General features: G+C 53.4%; 13 protein-coding genes. 12 read left to right on the top strand and 1 reads right to left on the bottom strand.

The features are described 5' to 3' along the window. Nucleotides 1-311: 311 nt before the first annotated feature. Entirely contained in the window at nucleotides 312-3,560 is a 3,249-nt protein-coding gene (locus NMQ11_RS04045; protein WP_255170119.1) for an N-6 DNA methylase, read from the bottom strand. Between the two features lie 175 nt (nucleotides 3,561-3,735). Here NMQ11_RS04045 and NMQ11_RS04040 point away from each other — a divergent pair, with 175 nt between their 5' ends. The 12 genes from NMQ11_RS04040 to NMQ11_RS03985 all read left to right on the top strand — a co-directional run bounded on the left by NMQ11_RS04040 (nucleotide 3,736) and on the right by NMQ11_RS03985 (nucleotide 17,830). Beyond that, nucleotides 3,736-4,278: a TATA-box-binding protein gene (locus tag NMQ11_RS04040; RefSeq protein ID WP_255170118.1), complete on the top strand. Its 543-nt coding sequence runs from the start codon at nucleotides 3,736-3,738 to the stop codon at nucleotides 4,276-4,278. Between the two features lie 412 nt (nucleotides 4,279-4,690). Further along, entirely contained in the window at nucleotides 4,691-5,284 is a 594-nt protein-coding gene (locus NMQ11_RS04035) for a hypothetical protein (RefSeq protein WP_255170117.1), read from the top strand. 928 nt (nucleotides 5,285-6,212) lie between these two features. Then, nucleotides 6,213-6,485 carry a hypothetical protein gene (locus tag NMQ11_RS04030; RefSeq protein ID WP_255170116.1) on the top strand — a complete coding sequence of 91 codons (273 nt, stop codon included), beginning with the start codon at nucleotides 6,213-6,215 and terminating at the stop codon, nucleotides 6,483-6,485. Between the two features lie 176 nt (nucleotides 6,486-6,661). Further along, the gene (locus tag NMQ11_RS04025; RefSeq protein ID WP_255170115.1) at nucleotides 6,662-6,790 is read left to right on the top strand and encodes a hypothetical protein; all 129 of its coding nucleotides are present in this window, start codon (nucleotides 6,662-6,664) and stop codon (nucleotides 6,788-6,790) included. A 4-nt stretch (nucleotides 6,791-6,794) separates the two neighbouring features. Further along, nucleotides 6,795-7,130: a hypothetical protein gene (locus NMQ11_RS04020; RefSeq protein WP_255170114.1), complete on the top strand. Its 336-nt coding sequence runs from the start codon at nucleotides 6,795-6,797 to the stop codon at nucleotides 7,128-7,130. 30 nt (nucleotides 7,131-7,160) lie between these two features. After that, nucleotides 7,161-8,348, top strand: coding sequence for a DNA methyltransferase (locus NMQ11_RS04015; protein ID WP_255170113.1), 1,188 nt, complete (start codon nucleotides 7,161-7,163; stop codon nucleotides 8,346-8,348). Nucleotides 8,349-8,351: 3 nt separating this feature from the next. Continuing rightward, nucleotides 8,352-8,852, top strand: a complete 501-nt coding sequence (locus tag NMQ11_RS04010) for a hypothetical protein (protein WP_255170111.1) — start codon at nucleotides 8,352-8,354, stop codon at nucleotides 8,850-8,852. Further along, nucleotides 8,839-10,221, top strand: a complete 1,383-nt coding sequence (locus NMQ11_RS04005; protein WP_255170110.1) for a hypothetical protein — start codon at nucleotides 8,839-8,841, stop codon at nucleotides 10,219-10,221. Before NMQ11_RS04010 ends, NMQ11_RS04005 begins: the two co-directional genes overlap by 14 nt. Nucleotides 10,222-10,798: 577 nt before the next feature. After that, a complete protein-coding gene (locus NMQ11_RS04000; RefSeq protein ID WP_255170109.1) occupies nucleotides 10,799-12,328 on the top strand; it encodes a phage portal protein in 1,530 nt (509 codons plus the stop codon). A 67-nt stretch (nucleotides 12,329-12,395) separates the two neighbouring features. Beyond that, nucleotides 12,396-15,560 (top strand): AAA family ATPase, encoded by a 3,165-nt coding sequence (locus NMQ11_RS03995; RefSeq protein WP_255170108.1) that lies wholly within the window; start codon nucleotides 12,396-12,398, stop codon nucleotides 15,558-15,560. Nucleotides 15,561-15,562: 2 nt separating this feature from the next. Beyond that, nucleotides 15,563-16,939, top strand: coding sequence for a hypothetical protein (locus NMQ11_RS03990; protein WP_255170107.1), 1,377 nt, complete (start codon nucleotides 15,563-15,565; stop codon nucleotides 16,937-16,939). 132 nt (nucleotides 16,940-17,071) lie between these two features. Continuing rightward, complete coding sequence (locus tag NMQ11_RS03985; protein ID WP_255170106.1) at nucleotides 17,072-17,830, top strand: phage minor head protein; 759 nt, start codon at nucleotides 17,072-17,074, stop codon at nucleotides 17,828-17,830. Nucleotides 17,831-17,975 lie beyond the last annotated feature (145 nt).

Genomic DNA, 17,975 nt, shown 5'->3' with positions numbered 1-17,975 from the left:
GCCGGGAAAATTGGTCACAGCGTGTAGTATCACGATATCAAACTTGGTCAGAGAGAGACTCGCTAGTTGAATCTACTCGGCCGGAATACCCATTAGAATCGTCTTTCGAACGCGTCTAAACACGGCCCGCGCTTTGTATTCAGCCCTACTCCTGAAACCTATCACCGATTATGGGTTTCAACAGGGCCGATACGAGTAATGCCTACTGGTGATTCTGACATTAATTGACGGATTCCCCTATGGGTGTCGAAGCCGAACAATAGAACGCAGACCACAGTACACAACAGGAGTACCGAGGTCCAACAATTCAACTAATTCGTATGGTCGGCCAGAGAGGACTGCTTTGCATTAACCTCCTCCAACGCCTCAACACAGAGCTCGGATAATTCAGATCGAATTGGTTCCATCTCTTCACGCTGTTTTCTCCTAACCCAACCAAGAGAATATTCCTCAGCAAGCTCAGGTATGAGTTCAGCCGCTTGTTCCGTTGCTTCGAGAGCGGTCTCAGAGATTTCTCGATGCAATGGGTCATTCGGATTGAACTCTGGAATATAAACTTCCCAAACCCGTTTATGGATATCTCGTCCGGCGAATTGACCACGGTTTATCATGTCGTAGATTAGATCCCGTATCGCTGGTGCGTTCAGGAAGCCGGAGAGATAGTACGCTTCTTCGTAGCTATCTGTCTCGTAGTGATAGCACTTGTGGTCGACAATCAGCGGGATTTCATCGTTGCTGTTGCGCTGGAGTTCGATGATAGTACCATTGACCTTCAAATCGGTCAAATCGGATGTTTTGACAACGGCCCCGCAGACGTAGTCTCCGCTACTATTCTGGAGAACCCGGTATTCCGCGTTCGGGTCTTGTTTGTCCGTGAACTTTTGATGCCAGTTAAGCCATTCAAGCACGTCTTCCGTTCGGTCCTCTGGTTTGTACTGCTCGAATAGCCTGTCAGCCTCAGAAATCCAGTTAGCTAGATGCTGATGACCATTTCTCCTTGCACTCTCCTCGTCGTGGAGATGGTAGCTGCTCCCCGATATTTCGAGGGGGAGAACGGCCGTGGGGAATTCGAGAGTCCCGAAATACGCTATTTCACTCCCCGTGACGATATTCCAAAGGAACTCGTTCTCAATTTGACCCTCAATATAGGCATCCTCCCAGCGGTCTCCTGCCTGCGAGACCGCCCGGTCAGACGAGTGAACGGGTGGTTCCTGCGGATTGATACCGAGTGCAGGTGGTTCGTCGAAATCGACGAACCATAGTGTGCGCGGGTACGCATTACCACCGTTTTCTATCTTGTCCTTGTATGGACTCGCGGACTTGATTACGTCCGGGTCAAGCTCCCGGTCCATGATGACGCTGGACTCGGAGAACTCGTTAAGATAGTACGTTATATCCCTAACGTCTAACTCTTCCCGAGCAGCCTCTAACGATGCGTTTGCCTTGGGTAGAGACCCTTGGTATATACGCCCATCTAGCGGGTACGATTCGCCCTCACTTTTCTCAGCCGCTATGACGCAGGACACGTTGTTGAACAGCGGTTTCACGTATTCGAGGTCCCAAAGGTACGTCCAGTGACCGACTGTGCTGAAGTCGAATGACCGGAAATTCTTGTGATGAGTTCCACTGAAAATCCCTCGTGGCATCACGAAGGATAGCCGACCACCATCTTCGAGATAATGGTCGAAGGAGTAAGCTAGGACGAGAGAAGCCAACTCCATGTGCGTGAGGTTCTGAGTGGCACTGGAATCCAGCAAGCCATACTCTTCTGTCACTAAGTGCTTGACATGGTCCTTGTACTCTTCGCGGCTGATGTATCGATAGGAGAGCCACGGAGGATTTCCAATTACTCGGTCGAATTTTTTCTCCTCGAAGTAGATTGGCTTGTAGACGTTCTTCAAGATGAAAGTCCAGATAGTGTCACGACCTCGGTCGCGGAGGTCACTGATTCGTTCGACGACGTTGCGGTAAATGACTCCGCGCTCGTCGTCAGCAAGACCCTCATATTTCTCCCCAACTTGGTTTTCGAGATACGCGTGTAGGTTCTCCTCATCAATCTCGTCGTTGCTATCGAGGTACGACTTGACGCTATCTAGTAGTTCGTTCAGTACCTCTTCGTCGTCAGTCACGGTGATAGGTAGCTCGAATACCCCTTCGTCAGAGTTGAATCGGTACACGTCGACGGCCGCCGTAGTGCGCTCGTGTTCCGGCGGCATGATTGTGTTTGAGAGGTACACCGGAACGGATACTGACTCTGTACGCTCTTCACGGAGCAAGTCTCCAAGTGCCAGAAGGACGTTCACTCGGGCGGTGATGATGGCGAGTGGGTGCACGTCGATGCCGACCACGTTGTTGAAGAGATGGTCTATCAGCTCCTGTCCATCTTTATCGACGTGTTCCATTTTGTAACGTATCGCGCTGAATAGGAAAGTTCCGCTCCCACAAGTAGGGTCAAGCACTGAGGCTTCTGGGTTATCCTCTAATTCCTCATTGACCATCTCCTCGGCAAGCCAATCAGGAGTATAGTATTCCCCCAAGCTGTGCCGTTCCTCTGGCGTGACCAAGTCCTGATACAGTGTTTTAAGGACGTCTTCCTCGATTTCAGAGAGGTCGTAGTCATGGAGTCGGGCGAGCAGATGTTCGACAATGCGTTTGTCAGCACCGTCTGCCGATTCTCGACTTACCCAACTGAAGAAGTCTTCCTCGATGAAGTTCTGGATTCCGAGTCGCTCGAAGACTTCTCCGGTGATTACATCTGAGACCTCATCGTCATCCGGGAGTACTCCACCAGAGTACTGGACGTAGGCCATCAGCTTAGCTAAGATACTGAGATAGGTGTGGCGGATGAACAGGGCCTCAGAGTGACTCCCTGAACCGTGTACAATTTCGAGATACCGCTGCCACTCGTCGAACAGGATTTCTACGTTATTTACTTCAATGGACTCCCACTCGTCGTGGAGAAGTTCCAGACCCTCGCGGCAAATTGGTGATGTAGGTCCGAAATCAAGTACTATGTTCTCCGCGGTAGGAAGCAGGTCTTCACTGAATAATAGATATCTGTCAAGTTTGGTGAACACCTTGTCCGTGTCGTCACTATTGAGGTTGATTTCGTCCACTTGCCGGAGGTCGGTGTTTTCGATGGTCACCTCGTCCTCCTCCGCTAACTCCGGGATGTAGACCTCGCATGTAATTCCATCACTCGCGACTAGGTAGTAGGATTGGTCGCGGCCCTGTTCCGCCCAAATCGCCGTAATATACGTCTTCAGTTGCTCTTTCGCGTCTGAGAAGTTGTCTGTGTTCGTCTTGAACTCGACGAGAACGTTCCCGAGCCGAGCGTCAATGCGGCCACTAATCGCGACGGTCGCCTGCTTGAATTTAACATGCTCTTCGAGCATGGGGAGCATCCTGTGCGCCTGGTCTGAGTCAAGGGTGCTGAACGTGTCACCGATGAATGATAGGAACTGGTGCCCGCGGGACGCTTCACTGTTAGCACGTCGTATTCGCTCCAAATAGCCGTCAAGAGACTTTGCAAAGTCAGCGTCGAGAGGGTCATCAGGCATGTGTCTACCCACTTAACATACTGACTTAAATCGTGTGTTCGTACTTTCCAAGTCCTCATTCCCTATGTCAATTTCTCGACGACCTCATCTCTGTAGTGAAGGATTTGGTAATCAGTCGATGTTTAGACAAAGCACGAGAGTACTAAGCGAGATTCAATTGGTGAATCAGAGCAGGATGGTAGAGATTGTAAATGTCGTCGCGTCGGGTGCTCTAGATGTCGAACTTGACTTGGAACGCCTCGCTAGCGATATTGGTGACCCGGTCGCTCGCTACGACCCGGACAAGTATCCAGGGATGTACCTCCGATTCAAGGAAGATGCGCCGCTGATAACGGTCTATAGAGCAGGGAAATTCATCATCACCGGCACGGCTTCGGAAAAAGAATCGTATTCGCTCCGAGAGCGGTTTCTAAACTTATTCTCCGATATGGATGTTATAGAGGAACCGAAAGATGAGTGGTTTGCTATTCAGAATTACGTTTGTATTGGTGAGATTGGACAGAATCTTAACTTAAATGCACTTGCTATTGATTTGGGCCTCGAGAACACAGAATACGAACCGGAGCAGTTTCCGGGTTTGATTTATCGACCGTCAAACGTCGATGGCGTTGTTTTGCTATTCGCTACAGGCCGAGTTGTCATCACGGGCTGTCGAAGTGTAGATACCGCTGATGAAATTTTCGCGGATATGAATGAGAGGTTGTCTAGTTTCATCTGATTATAAGTGGGAGAGGCACTGTCTAGTTAAGCGCTTCTGGCGTAGATCGGTGATTCTGAGCCAATTTGGCAGTGGAATGAGAACGTGAATAGTCGCTTTTCGCGAAAGGTACGCTGAAGTACCCGAATTTTCGCCGCCTGTGGAACAGCCTTTCTTTGTATCGGCCTCTATATGATGGGATCACAGCCGACCCCCGAAACGCTACCGTCTCTCTGTCTTTCGGTTTCCTTTGTATAGACAGTGGTGTTGACTGGGATAGAGTACTACATCAGCTTCTGGAAACTAGAGAGTCGATCACCGATAGGCATGATATTCCTCTCTATCACTTTCTTTATGCCCAATACACCCATCACTGTAACTAATCGCAGAGTTTTCCCTGAGGTCGTTGGAAGCGGCCTGGGTTTGACTAGCCATGTCTACAACGAATCCCATACAACAGAGCCTGGAGTGCGGACAGTGTAAGGAAACCTTCGACGGGCTGGCGACCGCTGGTTCGTTCTGCTCTCCAGATTGCTACGATGCACACCGTCGCCACAAAGCCGCTGCGAATATTTTTGAGACCATTGAGCATGATCATCGCTTCTGTGGAACCTGCTTCCAACAACTGAAAACCGTCGAGCGACCATCAGAGATATTCCTTTCAGGGCTCGAGCCAACAACCCGAGAGGCAGTAATCGGGCTCCAGTTTCCGACAAAGCACGCCGACTACGGCGAGAAGTCCGAGATCCACGATGGACGCGACCTCGTTCGGACCGGAACGATCTGCGAGTGCGGAAACACCGATCATCAACACCAAGAGACGGCGATCCGTAATCGACAACCGTTCTCGACTGGGTGTCAACTAACTGCTGCGATCTGTGAACTCCAACATGAAGGAAAACTTTCCGCAGATCTCGAGGTCAACCTTGATCATCTCCAAGAAGCAATCCTCGGGCAGACGATTCCTGTTGAAGAAGGGGGAGTAGTCAACATTCACAGGGCCCTCGAGGAGGCACTCGTCCTATGAGCCTCGCAAAGGGCGACCCCGTTGAAGTTCGGATTGGGCGACAAACCTTTGAGGGGCGGGTAGACGCCGTCCGGTGGCGACCACACTTCAACGTCGGCGACCGACACCGTGTCGTCGTTGATACTGGTCGCGGTCGGAACACAGCCTCACGATCACAGGTCGTTCCGGTCGAAGCTGGCTCCAACTATCACTCCTCGTTCGAGGGGCCATCACATGGTAAATGACTCGGCAGTCTGGCAATTTCCTCCCCACAAAAAGGACACTCAGTCGGTCCCTTTTGGCCTCCCCGAGTATCTCGATTCGGTTCCCCAAGTACCTCAAAATCCTTACTCTCACGGAGCTCCCGCCAGGCCTGCTTAAACCGCTTTTTCGAAAGTGCCCGGGTTATATTTTCTGTCGTCAGATCTCGACCTGCTAAACCGTCTTCGTTGGCCTTGATCCACGCCTCTATCACGTCTTCTGGTGCATGTTCATTGGTCAGATAGTAGATTGGTTTCGTTGCCCCAAAGGTACTGAAAGGGCCACCGGCATGTGCCATTAGATCGAATTTTGCGAGGGCGTGCTCTCGTCGAGATTCTGGACTCGTCCCACTGTTGTCCCCGACAAAGTCTTCCATTACCGACGGACCCTCTTCGCGAAGCCGCAAAATCGGGAGCGACGCCGTCTCGTGAGCTGAATCACGCGCACAGGCATGCCGCGGATGCCGCCATTCCTTACATATCTGGCAGAACACTGTTTTCGTATCGTCTACCGGCGGATCAGGTAGCATAGGTCGTGCGTGCCACTATCTACGCAAAACAGTTACTGTTTCATATAATTACTGTCGAGCCGAATATTGCCCACTGGTTTCTCTTGGCCGTAATCGGTTCCCGTAACTCCGGTAGTGGTCTGGTCCCCTGCAGGTTCGACTCCTGGCTACCGTATTCCTATGACTCCCTCAGAAGGGGCTGTCCTCAAAATCGTACTGTACGTCCTTCTCGGGACGTGTTATGCGATTTCGGGCTACGCTCATAGCGTTCTTGATAGCGAAAAGCCGTTTAACCCAACGAAGTTCGGAAAGACGCTCACAATTGGGGCAGTCGCCGGTATGATCGTCGCTGCCCGTGGAGAAGAGGCCACTCCAGGTGCGTTTGAGGCTGCGATGGCGGCTGCAATCCCAATACTCGACCAGCTCTGGAACGGGCTGCGTGACCGGTCATGAGCCTCACCGAGGAGTTTACGCAGGAAAATCAGATCGTCCACAAGAAAGCCGGTCAGGAGATCGTCCGTTGATCTGAGACAAGTTCGGCCCCCCTTGAGCCATGAATGACCACCGCTACAAAGGACCTAATCCGACTCGGCGTTGCTGCCGTGTTGGCCCTCACATACCCTATGTTGATGTATCTTACACTCGCGGAGGGGGCCTCTCTCAAACCGTTCGAGATCGCAGCGTACCTGTTTCTGATCGCGTTGTTTCTACGCGACCTCGAGTCGGTGACCGAGCTGGTCGAAGCATGGAAAGAGTAACACCATGATCGTCATGGAGTTCATCCCATATCTGCTCGAGGACGAACGGTTCTGGTGGGGACTGGTCGGCTGTTGTTACTTCCTGCTTGCAGTCTACTCCAAAGCATCCCCCTCGAGAGAGTACCCAGACTGGTTCTGGCTGCTCTACCTCGTTGTCAGCGGGGCAATCCTGTTCCGGACGTCCGCAGGCTACCACTTCAGCGAGTCTGTGACGATCTATGCCGAGTATCTCCTGCTCCTCGTCGCCGTTGTATTCGGGCTGGCCTTTTTCGCGGTCATGACGGTGTATGCAGCGAACCGAAATGACATTGATGCACTTCTCGCAGAGGTTCGCGAATGACCGCCAGCTCAAAATGATCCACACTGACCCATGAGTGATGACTTAACGCTCGAGGACCTACCACAACCGGAGTACGAAGGGACGGTCTCTGTCGACGATCTCGACGTCGATGGTGAGAATCCCAACGAGATGTCCGAAGAGCAATTTGGACTACTCGTCGACCGGATGCGCTCGGAAGGGTGGCTCGGGGGGCCGATCCTCACTACCACAGACGGCGTCATCGCAGACGGCGAACATCGATGGCGAGCTGCCCAGGAACTCGGTCTTTCTGAAGTCCCTGTCCGGCAGTTCAATATCGACGAACCCACCCGACGATTGTGGCGCCAGGAGATGAACAAGAACCAGGGCGAACACGACCGAAAACGAGACGCCCTGGAGTACGATTACCTGCTTCACGAGGGCAAGTCTGATGAGGTCCACGAACTCACACAGGCTGCCAGTGAGGACCTGGACGAACTACTCGCAGAGATCAAACTCCAAGCCGAGCGCCCACCAGAGTACGAGTACAACCCCGATCACAACGTCTATTTCGAGGATTGTATCACAGGAATCCGTGAACATCTCGAGGATAACTCGATCGACTGCGTCATCACTGACCCGCCGTACGGAATCGACTGGCAATCCTTCCGCCGGGAACAAGAGTTCGACGCAATCGCCTCGGACGAATCCGTAGGTGAAGCAGCAGCACTATTCCGAGAAGTCTGTCGCGAACTCGATCGCGTTTGTCGGGAAGGTGCCTCGCTGTTCATCTGTACCCGGTGGGACGTCTATCCCGAGTTCCTCGAGGTCACCAACGCATTTTTCGAGGTCCACAACTGCCTCGTCTGGGTCAAAAACAACCATGGACTGGGCGACCTAACGGGTGGGTTCGCACCCAAACATGAGTTCATCATCTACGCATCGGTTGGCAAGCGCGAGCCGTTGAACGACCGCGATGATGACGTCCTCGAGTTCGATCGCGTGAATACCACTGAGTACACCCACCCGACAGAGAAGCCCGTTCCGCTGTTTTCTCATCTCACCCAGTTGGCGACTGATCCAGGTGACATGATCCTCGACCCGTTTATGGGGTCAGGAACAACCGCCGTTGCGGCGATTCAATCCGACCGTGATTACGTCGGCTTCGAACTCGACGAGGAGAACTATCGGACTCCCATCGAACGCCGGATCGGCGAAGCAAAACGTGCTCGAGAGGCCAGCGTGAATCAAGAGTGCTAATCTATGTCCGAGAACATCTGCGGTGAGCCCACCAATTCCGGTGAACCCTGCCATCGCGATGCCGGCTGGGGAACTGACCGTGATTCCGGACCCTGTACCGATCATACCCAAGCCTATCGTGACCCGGATAAGCTCACACCTGAGGTCAAGAGCTCGCTTATCGGTGCTGCCCAGGAAGGGACCGCAAAGAGACATTGTGCCCATATCTCTGGGATCACAGACCAAACGCTTCGAAACTGGCTCGAATGGGGTCAGGAGGACCTCGAGAACGAAATTCAGTCTCCCTGTGCGGACCTGTTTTTGGACTTCCAACGCGCGCGAGCAGCCGGTGCAGTGCGTCGGCTCAAGGGTGCCTCTGATGAGTTCGTCCTACAGGCATCGTACGGCTATACGAAAACGGAGCGCCAGGAAGTTGAGATGGATGCAACCCATTCAATCGATGCTGCAGAGGGCGTGACCGCAGAGTTCGTCACTTACTCTAAAGACGACGATGGGAACGACTGATGCATCTCACCAGGAACGGCCCCCACTAACACCCGTCCCGCAATATACGGTCCACGACAAGCAACTCGAAGTACTCCAATCGGACGCTCGCTACCGGACGCTCAAGTGGGGCCGCCGTGGTGGAAAGAACATCGTCGCAGTGATCGACATTGAAGAGCGTGGCCGGGCACCGTGGGAGTCACAGTGGGGATCGGATGATCCTGCGAACACCGTCGTCTGGTGGGTTGGCCCCTCATACGACCAGGCGTATCGCTATGGGTTCGAGACGCTGAAAGCGGCCCTCCCAAACTCGTGGATCGATAGTAGCTCGGAGTCAGAGCCATACGAGATCCGGCTGATCAACGGTGTTCGATACGAGTTCCGAACGTTCGATCACCCAAAGACACTCCAGGGGGCTGGCGTCGACCACGTCGTAATCGATGAGGCGGACTACATGCCGGATAACCTCTGGTACAACGACCTCGATCCGATGTTGATGGACTCACGTGGGTCGGCGATGTTCATCTCGAAGCCGATCCGCCCACGGTCGTATTTTGCCGATCATTTCGAACGAGGGCAATCCTCTGATTACCCCGAGTACTTCTCGAGTCACGCGACGTCAGCAGATAATCCGTATATTGCTGAAGACCCGACCGACAAGAAAGGGGCTGTCCCGAATCACGTCTACCAGCAGGAGTACCTCGCTGAGTTGCCCGACGACGGTGGCCAGGTGTTCAAGAAACTCGGCGACCGGCTGTTCACGGCGAGCTACCCGCTCGAGGGTGACGTCATTGAGGGTATTGGCGAGGCCAAGCGCGATCCCAGTGACTGTGCCCCGCCGTTTTCGGTTGGTGTCGATTTCGCTCGCCATCAGGACTACCGCGTGACGATCGCACTCGATGCTGCGGGCGAACTCTCATATTTCTCTCGGAATCAGAACGAGGGATGGGATACGATCGAAGATGACATCAAAGCCGTCCATACTGAGTACCCGGGGATCGTACTTCCAGACGCGTCTCGAGACAACAAGATCGTCTCTGATCTTGCTTCGGCAGGTGTCAACGTGAACCCTGTCGACTTCTCGCCGAAGACGAAGAAGTCGCTGATCGACGATCTGATCACACGCGTCGAAAACGGTGAACTGACGGCACCATCTGTCCCCGAACTCGATCAACTCCGACTCGAGTTGCGAATGCTCGAGCGAAACGTCACCGAGACCGGCTACACGCGGTATCATGCCCCAGAAACAGGCCACGACGACTGTGTCGATTCCTTTGCTCTGGCGGCGTCGGCACTCGATCACCTCAAAACGACTCGTCGGCGTCGTGAACAGCGGGATGAGAAAGATGACCCAGAGAATCGTAGTCGCGATGGCATCGCTGGTCTATAGAGATGATAAGAGTACGCCCTCTCCGTTAACCTGGTAATCGATACCGGAGCAGTATATTTTCAAATAAATTTATTGTGCAGTTCTCTATGATATCAGTATGGGTCAACAGAAGGAACCAAACGAAGGAACTGTACCTTGTCTCGTTTGCCGGGGCCGCTATAAGTACCTAACATCGGGTCACCTCTCATCGGCGGAATGTGTATCTGGCATGCCCACTGATATTCAGTCCTATCGGGAGTGGGTAGCTGAAAAGCACGATCTCGATTTGGATGATCCAGTTTTCGAGAAGAACCAGATCCAGAAGCCCCAACACTATGCACAACATGCAGAGCGGCTTGGGCTACCGAAATAGGATCTCCGACTGCGCGGTTCACGGTCATCTCTAACTAAGAGACTCAATAGGTCAAGCGCAACTATGACTGACAAGAACGACGCCAACGCGAGCAGTGACAAACGAAAACAGGCGATCCGCGGCGTAGCGGACATCCAGAAGCTCCGAGAGAGCGGCGGCGATATAGACGATGAGTGATGAGGATCTAAAACGGGGTAGCACCGATGCGGTGTCCAACAGTCTTCTATGAGTACGCGTACACCCGGCATCTATACGGAGATCTCAAAGGGCATCCGGACAAAGGCCGAGGAGACCCAGCAACTCCAGGACCGCGCCCAGGCGGTCAGTCCCGGCGGGGCTCGCAGCCCACCGGTCGACCCGGTCGTCCTCAGTCGCCTCCTCGAAGAGAACACGACACACGCGAAGTGTTGCTACGTCAAGGCCCGAAACGTCGCTGGCTACGGCTTCGATCTTGTTCCTCACCCAGAGACTGACAGCCCGAGCGAAGAACAACGTGAGACCGCTGAAGAGTTCTGGTTCGGCGACAACTCCGTCTGGCAGGTCGGCCCCGACCACCAGGAACGGGCGACGGCAACGGACGTCCTCCAGATGGGGTGGCTCGACTACGAGGCGGTCGGCTGGCTAACACTCGAGCCGCTCATCCAGATGGATGGAACGCCGGTCGGTATGGCGTGGGTACCGGCGATGACGGTCCGCAAGCGCCGGACGCACGATAACCAGGGGAACAAGGTCGCCCACGGCTACGTCCAGTTGATCGATGGTAACTCTCGGTACTTCGGTGTCGCCGGGGATCGTTACGCCGATGAGCCGATTTTCGTCGACACTGTCAACGGGTCGTTCGGTACCTCAGTGGATAACCCGGCCACTGAACTCATTTTCAAGCGAAACGCCTCGCCGTTACACCGCCATTATGGTACACCGGATATCATCCCCGCTCGGCGAGCAGTCCGTGGGAAGAAGGCTGCCGAAGAGTATAACATCCAGTTCTTCGAAAACGACGCCGTTCCGCGGATGGCCGTCATCATCGAAGGTGGCGAGCTCACAGACAAAGCATTCGAGACCCTCGACGAGATAATCAACGAGTCTGCGAGTGGCGGGAGTCACCGGACGTTGCTCCTCGAGGTTGAACGCCTCGCACAGGAGCCAGGGATGATGAATCTCCAGGACGGATACGACGCCAAGGACGTCAGTATCCGAATTGAACCGATGACTGTCGGCACTGAGGAAGATGCCTCGTTCCTCGGGTACCAAGATCACACCGAACATGACATCCTCCAGGCCCACGAGGTCCCACCGGTCGTCGGGAACGTTCTCAAATCGGGGGCGTTCTCTACGGATACTGATGACCAGCGCAAGGAATTCGCAGATTCGGTGATCGGCCCCAAACAGGAGAACTACGCCGGCCTGCTCTACGAAACAATTCACAAGCCGCTGGGCGTCACCGATTGGATCATCGACTTCAAAACGCGTGGCCTTGAGAATCGCGTCCAGGAACTCGAGATGGCCGCCACACGAATCGAAGCCTCCCAGGGCGTGCTCACCGTCAACCAGATTCTCGAGGAACTCGGGTTCGAACCACGTGACGACCCGATCGGCCAGGAAATGCTGTTGAATCTCGGTGGCCAACCAGGTGGTGTAACAGCCTCGATCGAGCAAACGATCCACGATGAGATCACGGACGCTAAAGAAGATCTCCGGAGTGATCTAACCGTTGAGCGCCACCTCGAGAACGTTCCTGGCGACGATGGACCATGATCGGATACTGACATCTACGACGTCACTCCCGTAGTTTTATGAGAGTATTATGACAAGGCCTCAGGTAATGGTTCGCCACTCGAATACGTGGGTTTTCAACATTTCACCTGATAATTGGGATCTCTGTGCCCAAGGCCCGTCAGACCCAGAAATCCATGGGGAGGAGCACGTCGATAACCCATGGCATGGAGTTCGCGGATCACCAGACACCGAGCCTGATCTCGAATCTGGTGATCTCGTATTAGCACGGCTGACGAGTGCTGATGGAACGAACCCCAACTACGGAGTAAAGGGGATTTGGGAGTTCGTTGAAGCACGTCCGATCGATTCACAAGACGAGGTTCCCTGGGAAGACGCTGAGTACGGTTGGGCGATTTACTGCCGTCCGTTGCATCGCGAGTTCGACCAAGTCTATACAGAAGATTTCCAAGGGTCACTCTCGTTCCATAGTATGACCCTCCAGGGGGCTATCAAAAGCCTCGAGCCAAGTCATAAGGAGGAGTATCTAACCGAGCTCTTAGGCAGAGTCGATCTAAACAACGAGGCGCGGACTCGATTACAGACTGAGTCGTCAGTCGAGGTTCGAACGGATGGATCCACTCCCAGTGTCTGGATTGAAAAGACGTACTATGAGGATCGAGAGTACAAGCAGTCGGGCGATTATGCATTAGGGAAAGCAATCTACTCTCCATCAGCCAGCGAGGACGGGCGAGACATTCATTCGACGATGCGAGAAGCGGATGTCAGTGATCTAGTCTTCCATCTATTGCAAGAAAATGGCTCCATTGTGGGGGTATCGCGTATCGAAAGTGAACTCGATGCTGAGTTTGAAGGCCTCCCGGAGTTCGACTGGAACGAAAGGCAACAAGACGCTGGAGGATATCTGCGGTGGCTGACCGATTACCAAGGGCTCGATGAGCCGGTTGCAATCTATAGCGATGTACTCGATGTCGATGCATACGAACCAGTTCTTCATGAGCTTCGAGGTGAGTACACCCATCTTCCCTACGATAAAAACCTGGAACTCTCTCAGGGACAGTACCTCTGTCGTTGCCCACCTGAACTTACGAGTCTCATAGCGGGCCAAAACGAGGCCATCGAAGAGTACCTTCGCAGTGCTGATGTCCCGATTGTGGATGTTGAACCGCCAGGGGATGGTGGCTTAGAATTCGACTCGATCGATGAAGCGACCGACGAGATCCTCGCTCGACTCGAACAGAGCGAACACGACAACATCCTCAAGCAAGAACTGACTGACGAGACCGTAGAAGAGTGGTGGGAGGCACTCAAAGGATTCCAACCTGGTGGATTTGCATCACCAGAAACTGAAAAGCGTCTGCTCGAACTCGAAGAGACACTAGAAAGGCTTCGGCCTCAGTTCGAAACGATCGCTGATGAACTACGAATTCCAGGGCTGAACCACCTTGACCCTGCAGAAGTCTGCTTCTTAGCTTGTCTGCGTGAGCGGCAGCTCGATATCGGTATCGATCCAAACGACGTCAACGCGAATCAGCCGAAGCTGAATACGATCCAGCGCCGCGCGTACGATTCTTTCGATAATCCAACTCACCCACTCGTTGAGCAGGTACGCTCGAATGACCTCACGGTCTACGGGTGTACAGCACCTGTGGATTATTGGCTTGCTGTACTGCGCCATCGCCTCTTTGGTGTCGAAGAGACGCATGCGAGCAGATGGGAAACAATGGAGGAGGGTGACATTCTCCTCTTTCACGCAGGTGGTGAACCGATGGAGCCCGGGTTACCTCACCACCCTGGCTCGATATTCGGCGCCGCGATCATCGGAAAGACGTGGAAAGAACCCGAGAATCCATTCCGGACGTACGATTACCACGAATCAGGGCGAACGTATCCAAACCTCGTCTCCTTTGATCGGCTGTTCGTTACCCACGGTGCAGCTATCCTCGGTGACCCGCCAGCAGCAACAGCAGATACTGATGAAAAGAGCGAGGCAATCGACACGCTACTCGATGGCGCTATCAGTATCACCCAAATAAACGAGATTTGCCTCGATGCAGTCGATGAGCAATTCCCTGCCCAAGGTGCAATTAAACAACTCAACGACTCGACCAAGTTTGGGCGGCGTGAAGCGATTCTCGATAATCTATCCGGCCACATTGACGAGATCGAGCCCATCACTATATTCCGAGATTTCCATGGAACCGTCTCTGAGTCGGCCTTTGAGGATCTGTACTTCCCAGATGAATTCGGTGTTGCCTCTGCTGGCGATCTTGCTCGCCAGATTACTGCCGCCCTGCGCTCAGGAAAACATATCATCTTCACTGGCCCACCTGGGACAGGAAAGACCGTTGTAGCAGAACGGGTCGTAGAGCATCTTTCAGATGCGTATCCACATCTCTACAGTGGACACGAGTTGACGACGGCGACAGCAGACTGGTCGACGTTCAACACGGTTGGGGGATATATGCCATCTCCAGACACCGAAGGAGATCAACTCGATTTCCATTCCGGGGTGTTGCTAAACCGATTCAAGCATCCGCGATCTAAATCCCAAGCAAATGAGCCGACCGTTATCGACGAAATTAATCGAGCGGATATTGACAAAGCGTTCGGCCAGCTCTTTACCACCTTATCCGGTCAGTCAGTGACTGTCCCGTACCGACTCAAGGAGGAACCCGATAAGGAAATCGAGATTACGACTCACGAGCGGATTGACTATCCACCTTCGCCGTCACAGTTCGTCGTTCCTCGATCATGGCGGCTCCTTGGGACGATGAATACCTTCGATAAGACCTCGCTGCACGAATTGAGCTATGCGTTCATGCGGCGGTTTACGTTCATCTGGATCGGCGTTCCGACTGTCCCCGAAGAGGACCGGACACAGGAACAGCTGCTCCAGAAATACACCGCCCCCGAGGTTTGGGACATCGATGCTGAACCCATCGTCCTCCGAAACGTTGCGGCTGTTTGGAGGGCTACAAACACTGCGGTCGAGCAACGATCGATCGGTCCAGCTATCATCAGGGATATTCTCTCGTACGTGGCTGCTCACGAGCGGTCTGGTGAACTTGAGAGCAGACTCACTGAGGCCGTTGTGAGTTATATTTTCCCACAGCTCGAGGGGGTCCCCGAACGAGACGAGATTGCAACAAACATCGCACAGAACACTGCAGTCGATTACGATGATTTAGAACGGGCTGCCCAGGATATGTTGGGGGTCACCTCACTCAACTTTGATTCGGAGACCAACTGACGATGGAGCGGGAGGATCTCATTGAGGCGATTGCCGGTGATCTCTTCACCTACGTGTTAGAAGGGGAGTTACCTGAAGACGATATTGCGGCCCTCGTCAAACCCTTCGATTTCCCTGAGCAGTACAACGATTTCGATCGTCTCGTCAATCTCCATTTCCTCCTTAGAGAGGACGTCCGCACGTTCACAGCCGAGTTAGAAGATCGCCTTCGAGGGATTAAAACTGAAACCACAGCCGAAACACGTGTTCAACGCGGTGGGATTGATGGTCGTGTAGACTGGGAATCTACATACCGGAAGCGTTCAACCTCGAGCCCTGGGAATCGAAGTCTCTATGTCGTCGAATCGCAGGCCGAGCAGTATGCAATCCCCGAGAATCTCGTTCTGAAGGTGCTGATAAACACAATCAAGGCATCACTTGAAGACGTCAACCGATATTTGAAGTCAAATCGAACGTGGGCCGTTGACACTTGGGTTGGGGAACATCAGCTTCGAGAGGAGTTTACGTCTCTTGCAGAGCGAAGTTATCATCTCCAACGGATCCCAGATACCGATCGAGACAAACTAACAGATCGGATGATAACACGGGCAGCAAGCTCTCGACAGGATTTGTATCGTGATGCTGCGAACTTACTTACTGAACGAGAACGGTATGAGACGGGCGACAGAGGAGCATTACAGTCGTTACTTAGTGATACCGCGATCACACCACAAAAGACTGAGACCCTCTTTGAACTGTTCGTCCTCTTTCGTACATTGGACGCATTACGTACTCTCGAGAGCCCTCAAATTGGGACCCCAACGTATCATACGATAACATCCGGGCGGGATGCGGTGGCTACGTTTGATGGTGATACGCAACTGCGAGTCTACTACAACCAGACACCCAGAGATCCTAATATCTCGTTCAAGGCACTACCCGAATCAGAACCAGCCCAATCGCGATCTGATTTCGTTCATCGGACATCAACAGATGTGGCGGATGCGTTCTTCACGGATACCAATATCCAGAATCATACGAAGCGGCCCGACGTATTCGTCGTTGCAAGCCGCCAGGAAGAGCCGGTTAGAAGCTACTTAGCAATTGAGGTCAAAGATTCCCGGAATCAACAGACCATCCGGCAGGGAATTACGGAGCTTCTCGAGTATCTGAATTTCATGCGACGAGAAGGTGAGTATCCTTTCGCTCCTGGGAAGTTTGGGTGTGGACTCAATGGAATACTGGTAGTGCAGGATCTCGATGACACTGGTCTATCTCCAGCCTCGTTAGCGGAACAATCTAAGGCAAATCTTCCGATCAGGATCGTTCAAGCAAGCCACGTAGAAACTGTGCTTCCCGCGGTAATTCGGCGGCTTTTCGATCCGCCTTCCTTGGATTAGAGATCGAATCACTGCGTCTCAGTTCACTCAATGTGCCCGAGGAATCAGTACCCGAATGGACGGTATCCGAATCAGCGACTGCTCACAAAGGACACCTTCTCACCTCGCGAGGAACGGGCGATCCGTGAGTTCATGGACGAGTTCGGCGACGCCCTCGATAGCCCCCAACGCGATTTGGTCGAGCAGGTTCGTAGCGGCAACGTCGATCTCTCTCAGCTCCAATCGGTCCGAGCAGACGTCGAAGCTGCGTTCGGTCGCTATACCAGTGACATTATGGCCGTCTACGAGGCCGGTCTCGAGGAGGGCGCCCAGCTCGGTCGCGAGATCGCCGCCCGGCGCCACCAGCTGGATGTCACCCTCGATGTTGTCCCGGATCACACGCTGGAGGCCCTTGAGGAGTGGGCGATCGAATCGACGAACGAAGTCGTGGCCACGATGAGCGATGAAGTGTCGCGCGTACTTCGATCGGCCCATCAGGACGGCGACAGCATTGAGGAGATCGCTACAATGCTGAATACCGAGGTTTTCGAGGGGCGGCTAAAGGGTACGAAGGCCGAGGAGGTGGCCCAAACAGAAATGATCGCGTCGTCGAATCGAGGCAGCCACTCAGCGTTCCAGGAGGCAGACGGTGTCGTCGCCGAGCGTTGGGTCTCTGCGATGGATGGAAATCAGCGCGACTCGCATGGGGCAGTTCACGACCAGATCGTTTCCGTAGATTCAACGTTTCGACTTCCAGGAAACATCTATATGGAATACCCTGGTGACAAATCAGCGCCAGTAGAAGAGTTCGTTAGATGTCGTTGTAGCATTCAGCCCGTTTTCGCTGATAGCCTTACAGAGACTCAGTTAGAAGCGATCATGGATGGCAAGCGCATCAGCCTCTCAGAGTAACCTAATGCAATAATTCCCATGCTAATCTGCATGCATATGCGAATTTGTAGGGTTGGATACATTCCTACTAGTAAGTAACGTGTACTGTTGGAGCGTATCAAGTAAGCTCCGTCCCCTATGACCGCCGGCCTGCCGGGAGCCGTGT

It is taken from the genome of Natrononativus amylolyticus, from assembly GCF_024362525.1.
GTDB classification, from domain to species: Archaea; Halobacteriota; Halobacteria; order Halobacteriales; family Natrialbaceae; genus Natrononativus; species Natrononativus amylolyticus.
The sequence above is the reverse complement of the archived record's forward strand: the minus strand, read 5'-3'. Positions and strand labels throughout refer to the sequence as shown.

What these genes read in the sequence shown, in the direction of transcription:
- NMQ11_RS04035 (WP_255170117.1), top strand. Translation starts at nt 4,691, where the DNA reads ATGTCTACAACGAATCCCATACAACAGAGCCTGGAGTGCGGACAGTGT.
- NMQ11_RS03990 (WP_255170107.1), top strand. Translation starts at nt 15,563, where the DNA reads ATGGAGCGGGAGGATCTCATTGAGGCGATTGCCGGTGATCTCTTCACC.
- NMQ11_RS04030 (WP_255170116.1), top strand. Translation starts at nt 6,213, where the DNA reads ATGACTCCCTCAGAAGGGGCTGTCCTCAAAATCGTACTGTACGTCCTT.
- NMQ11_RS04040 (WP_255170118.1), top strand. Translation starts at nt 3,736, where the DNA reads ATGGTAGAGATTGTAAATGTCGTCGCGTCGGGTGCTCTAGATGTCGAA.
- NMQ11_RS04020 (WP_255170114.1), top strand. Translation starts at nt 6,795, where the DNA reads ATGATCGTCATGGAGTTCATCCCATATCTGCTCGAGGACGAACGGTTC.
- NMQ11_RS04025 (WP_255170115.1), top strand. Translation starts at nt 6,662, where the DNA reads ATGTATCTTACACTCGCGGAGGGGGCCTCTCTCAAACCGTTCGAGATC.
- NMQ11_RS03995 (WP_255170108.1), top strand. Translation starts at nt 12,396, where the DNA reads ATGGTTCGCCACTCGAATACGTGGGTTTTCAACATTTCACCTGATAAT.
- NMQ11_RS04005 (WP_255170110.1), top strand. Translation starts at nt 8,839, where the DNA reads ATGGGAACGACTGATGCATCTCACCAGGAACGGCCCCCACTAACACCC.
- NMQ11_RS04000 (WP_255170109.1), top strand. Translation starts at nt 10,799, where the DNA reads ATGAGTACGCGTACACCCGGCATCTATACGGAGATCTCAAAGGGCATC.
- NMQ11_RS04045 (WP_255170119.1), bottom strand. Translation starts at nt 3,560, where the DNA reads ATGCCTGATGACCCTCTCGACGCTGACTTTGCAAAGTCTCTTGACGGC.
- NMQ11_RS04015 (WP_255170113.1), top strand. Translation starts at nt 7,161, where the DNA reads ATGAGTGATGACTTAACGCTCGAGGACCTACCACAACCGGAGTACGAA.
- NMQ11_RS03985 (WP_255170106.1), top strand. Translation starts at nt 17,072, where the DNA reads ATGGACGAGTTCGGCGACGCCCTCGATAGCCCCCAACGCGATTTGGTC.
- NMQ11_RS04010 (WP_255170111.1), top strand. Translation starts at nt 8,352, where the DNA reads ATGTCCGAGAACATCTGCGGTGAGCCCACCAATTCCGGTGAACCCTGC.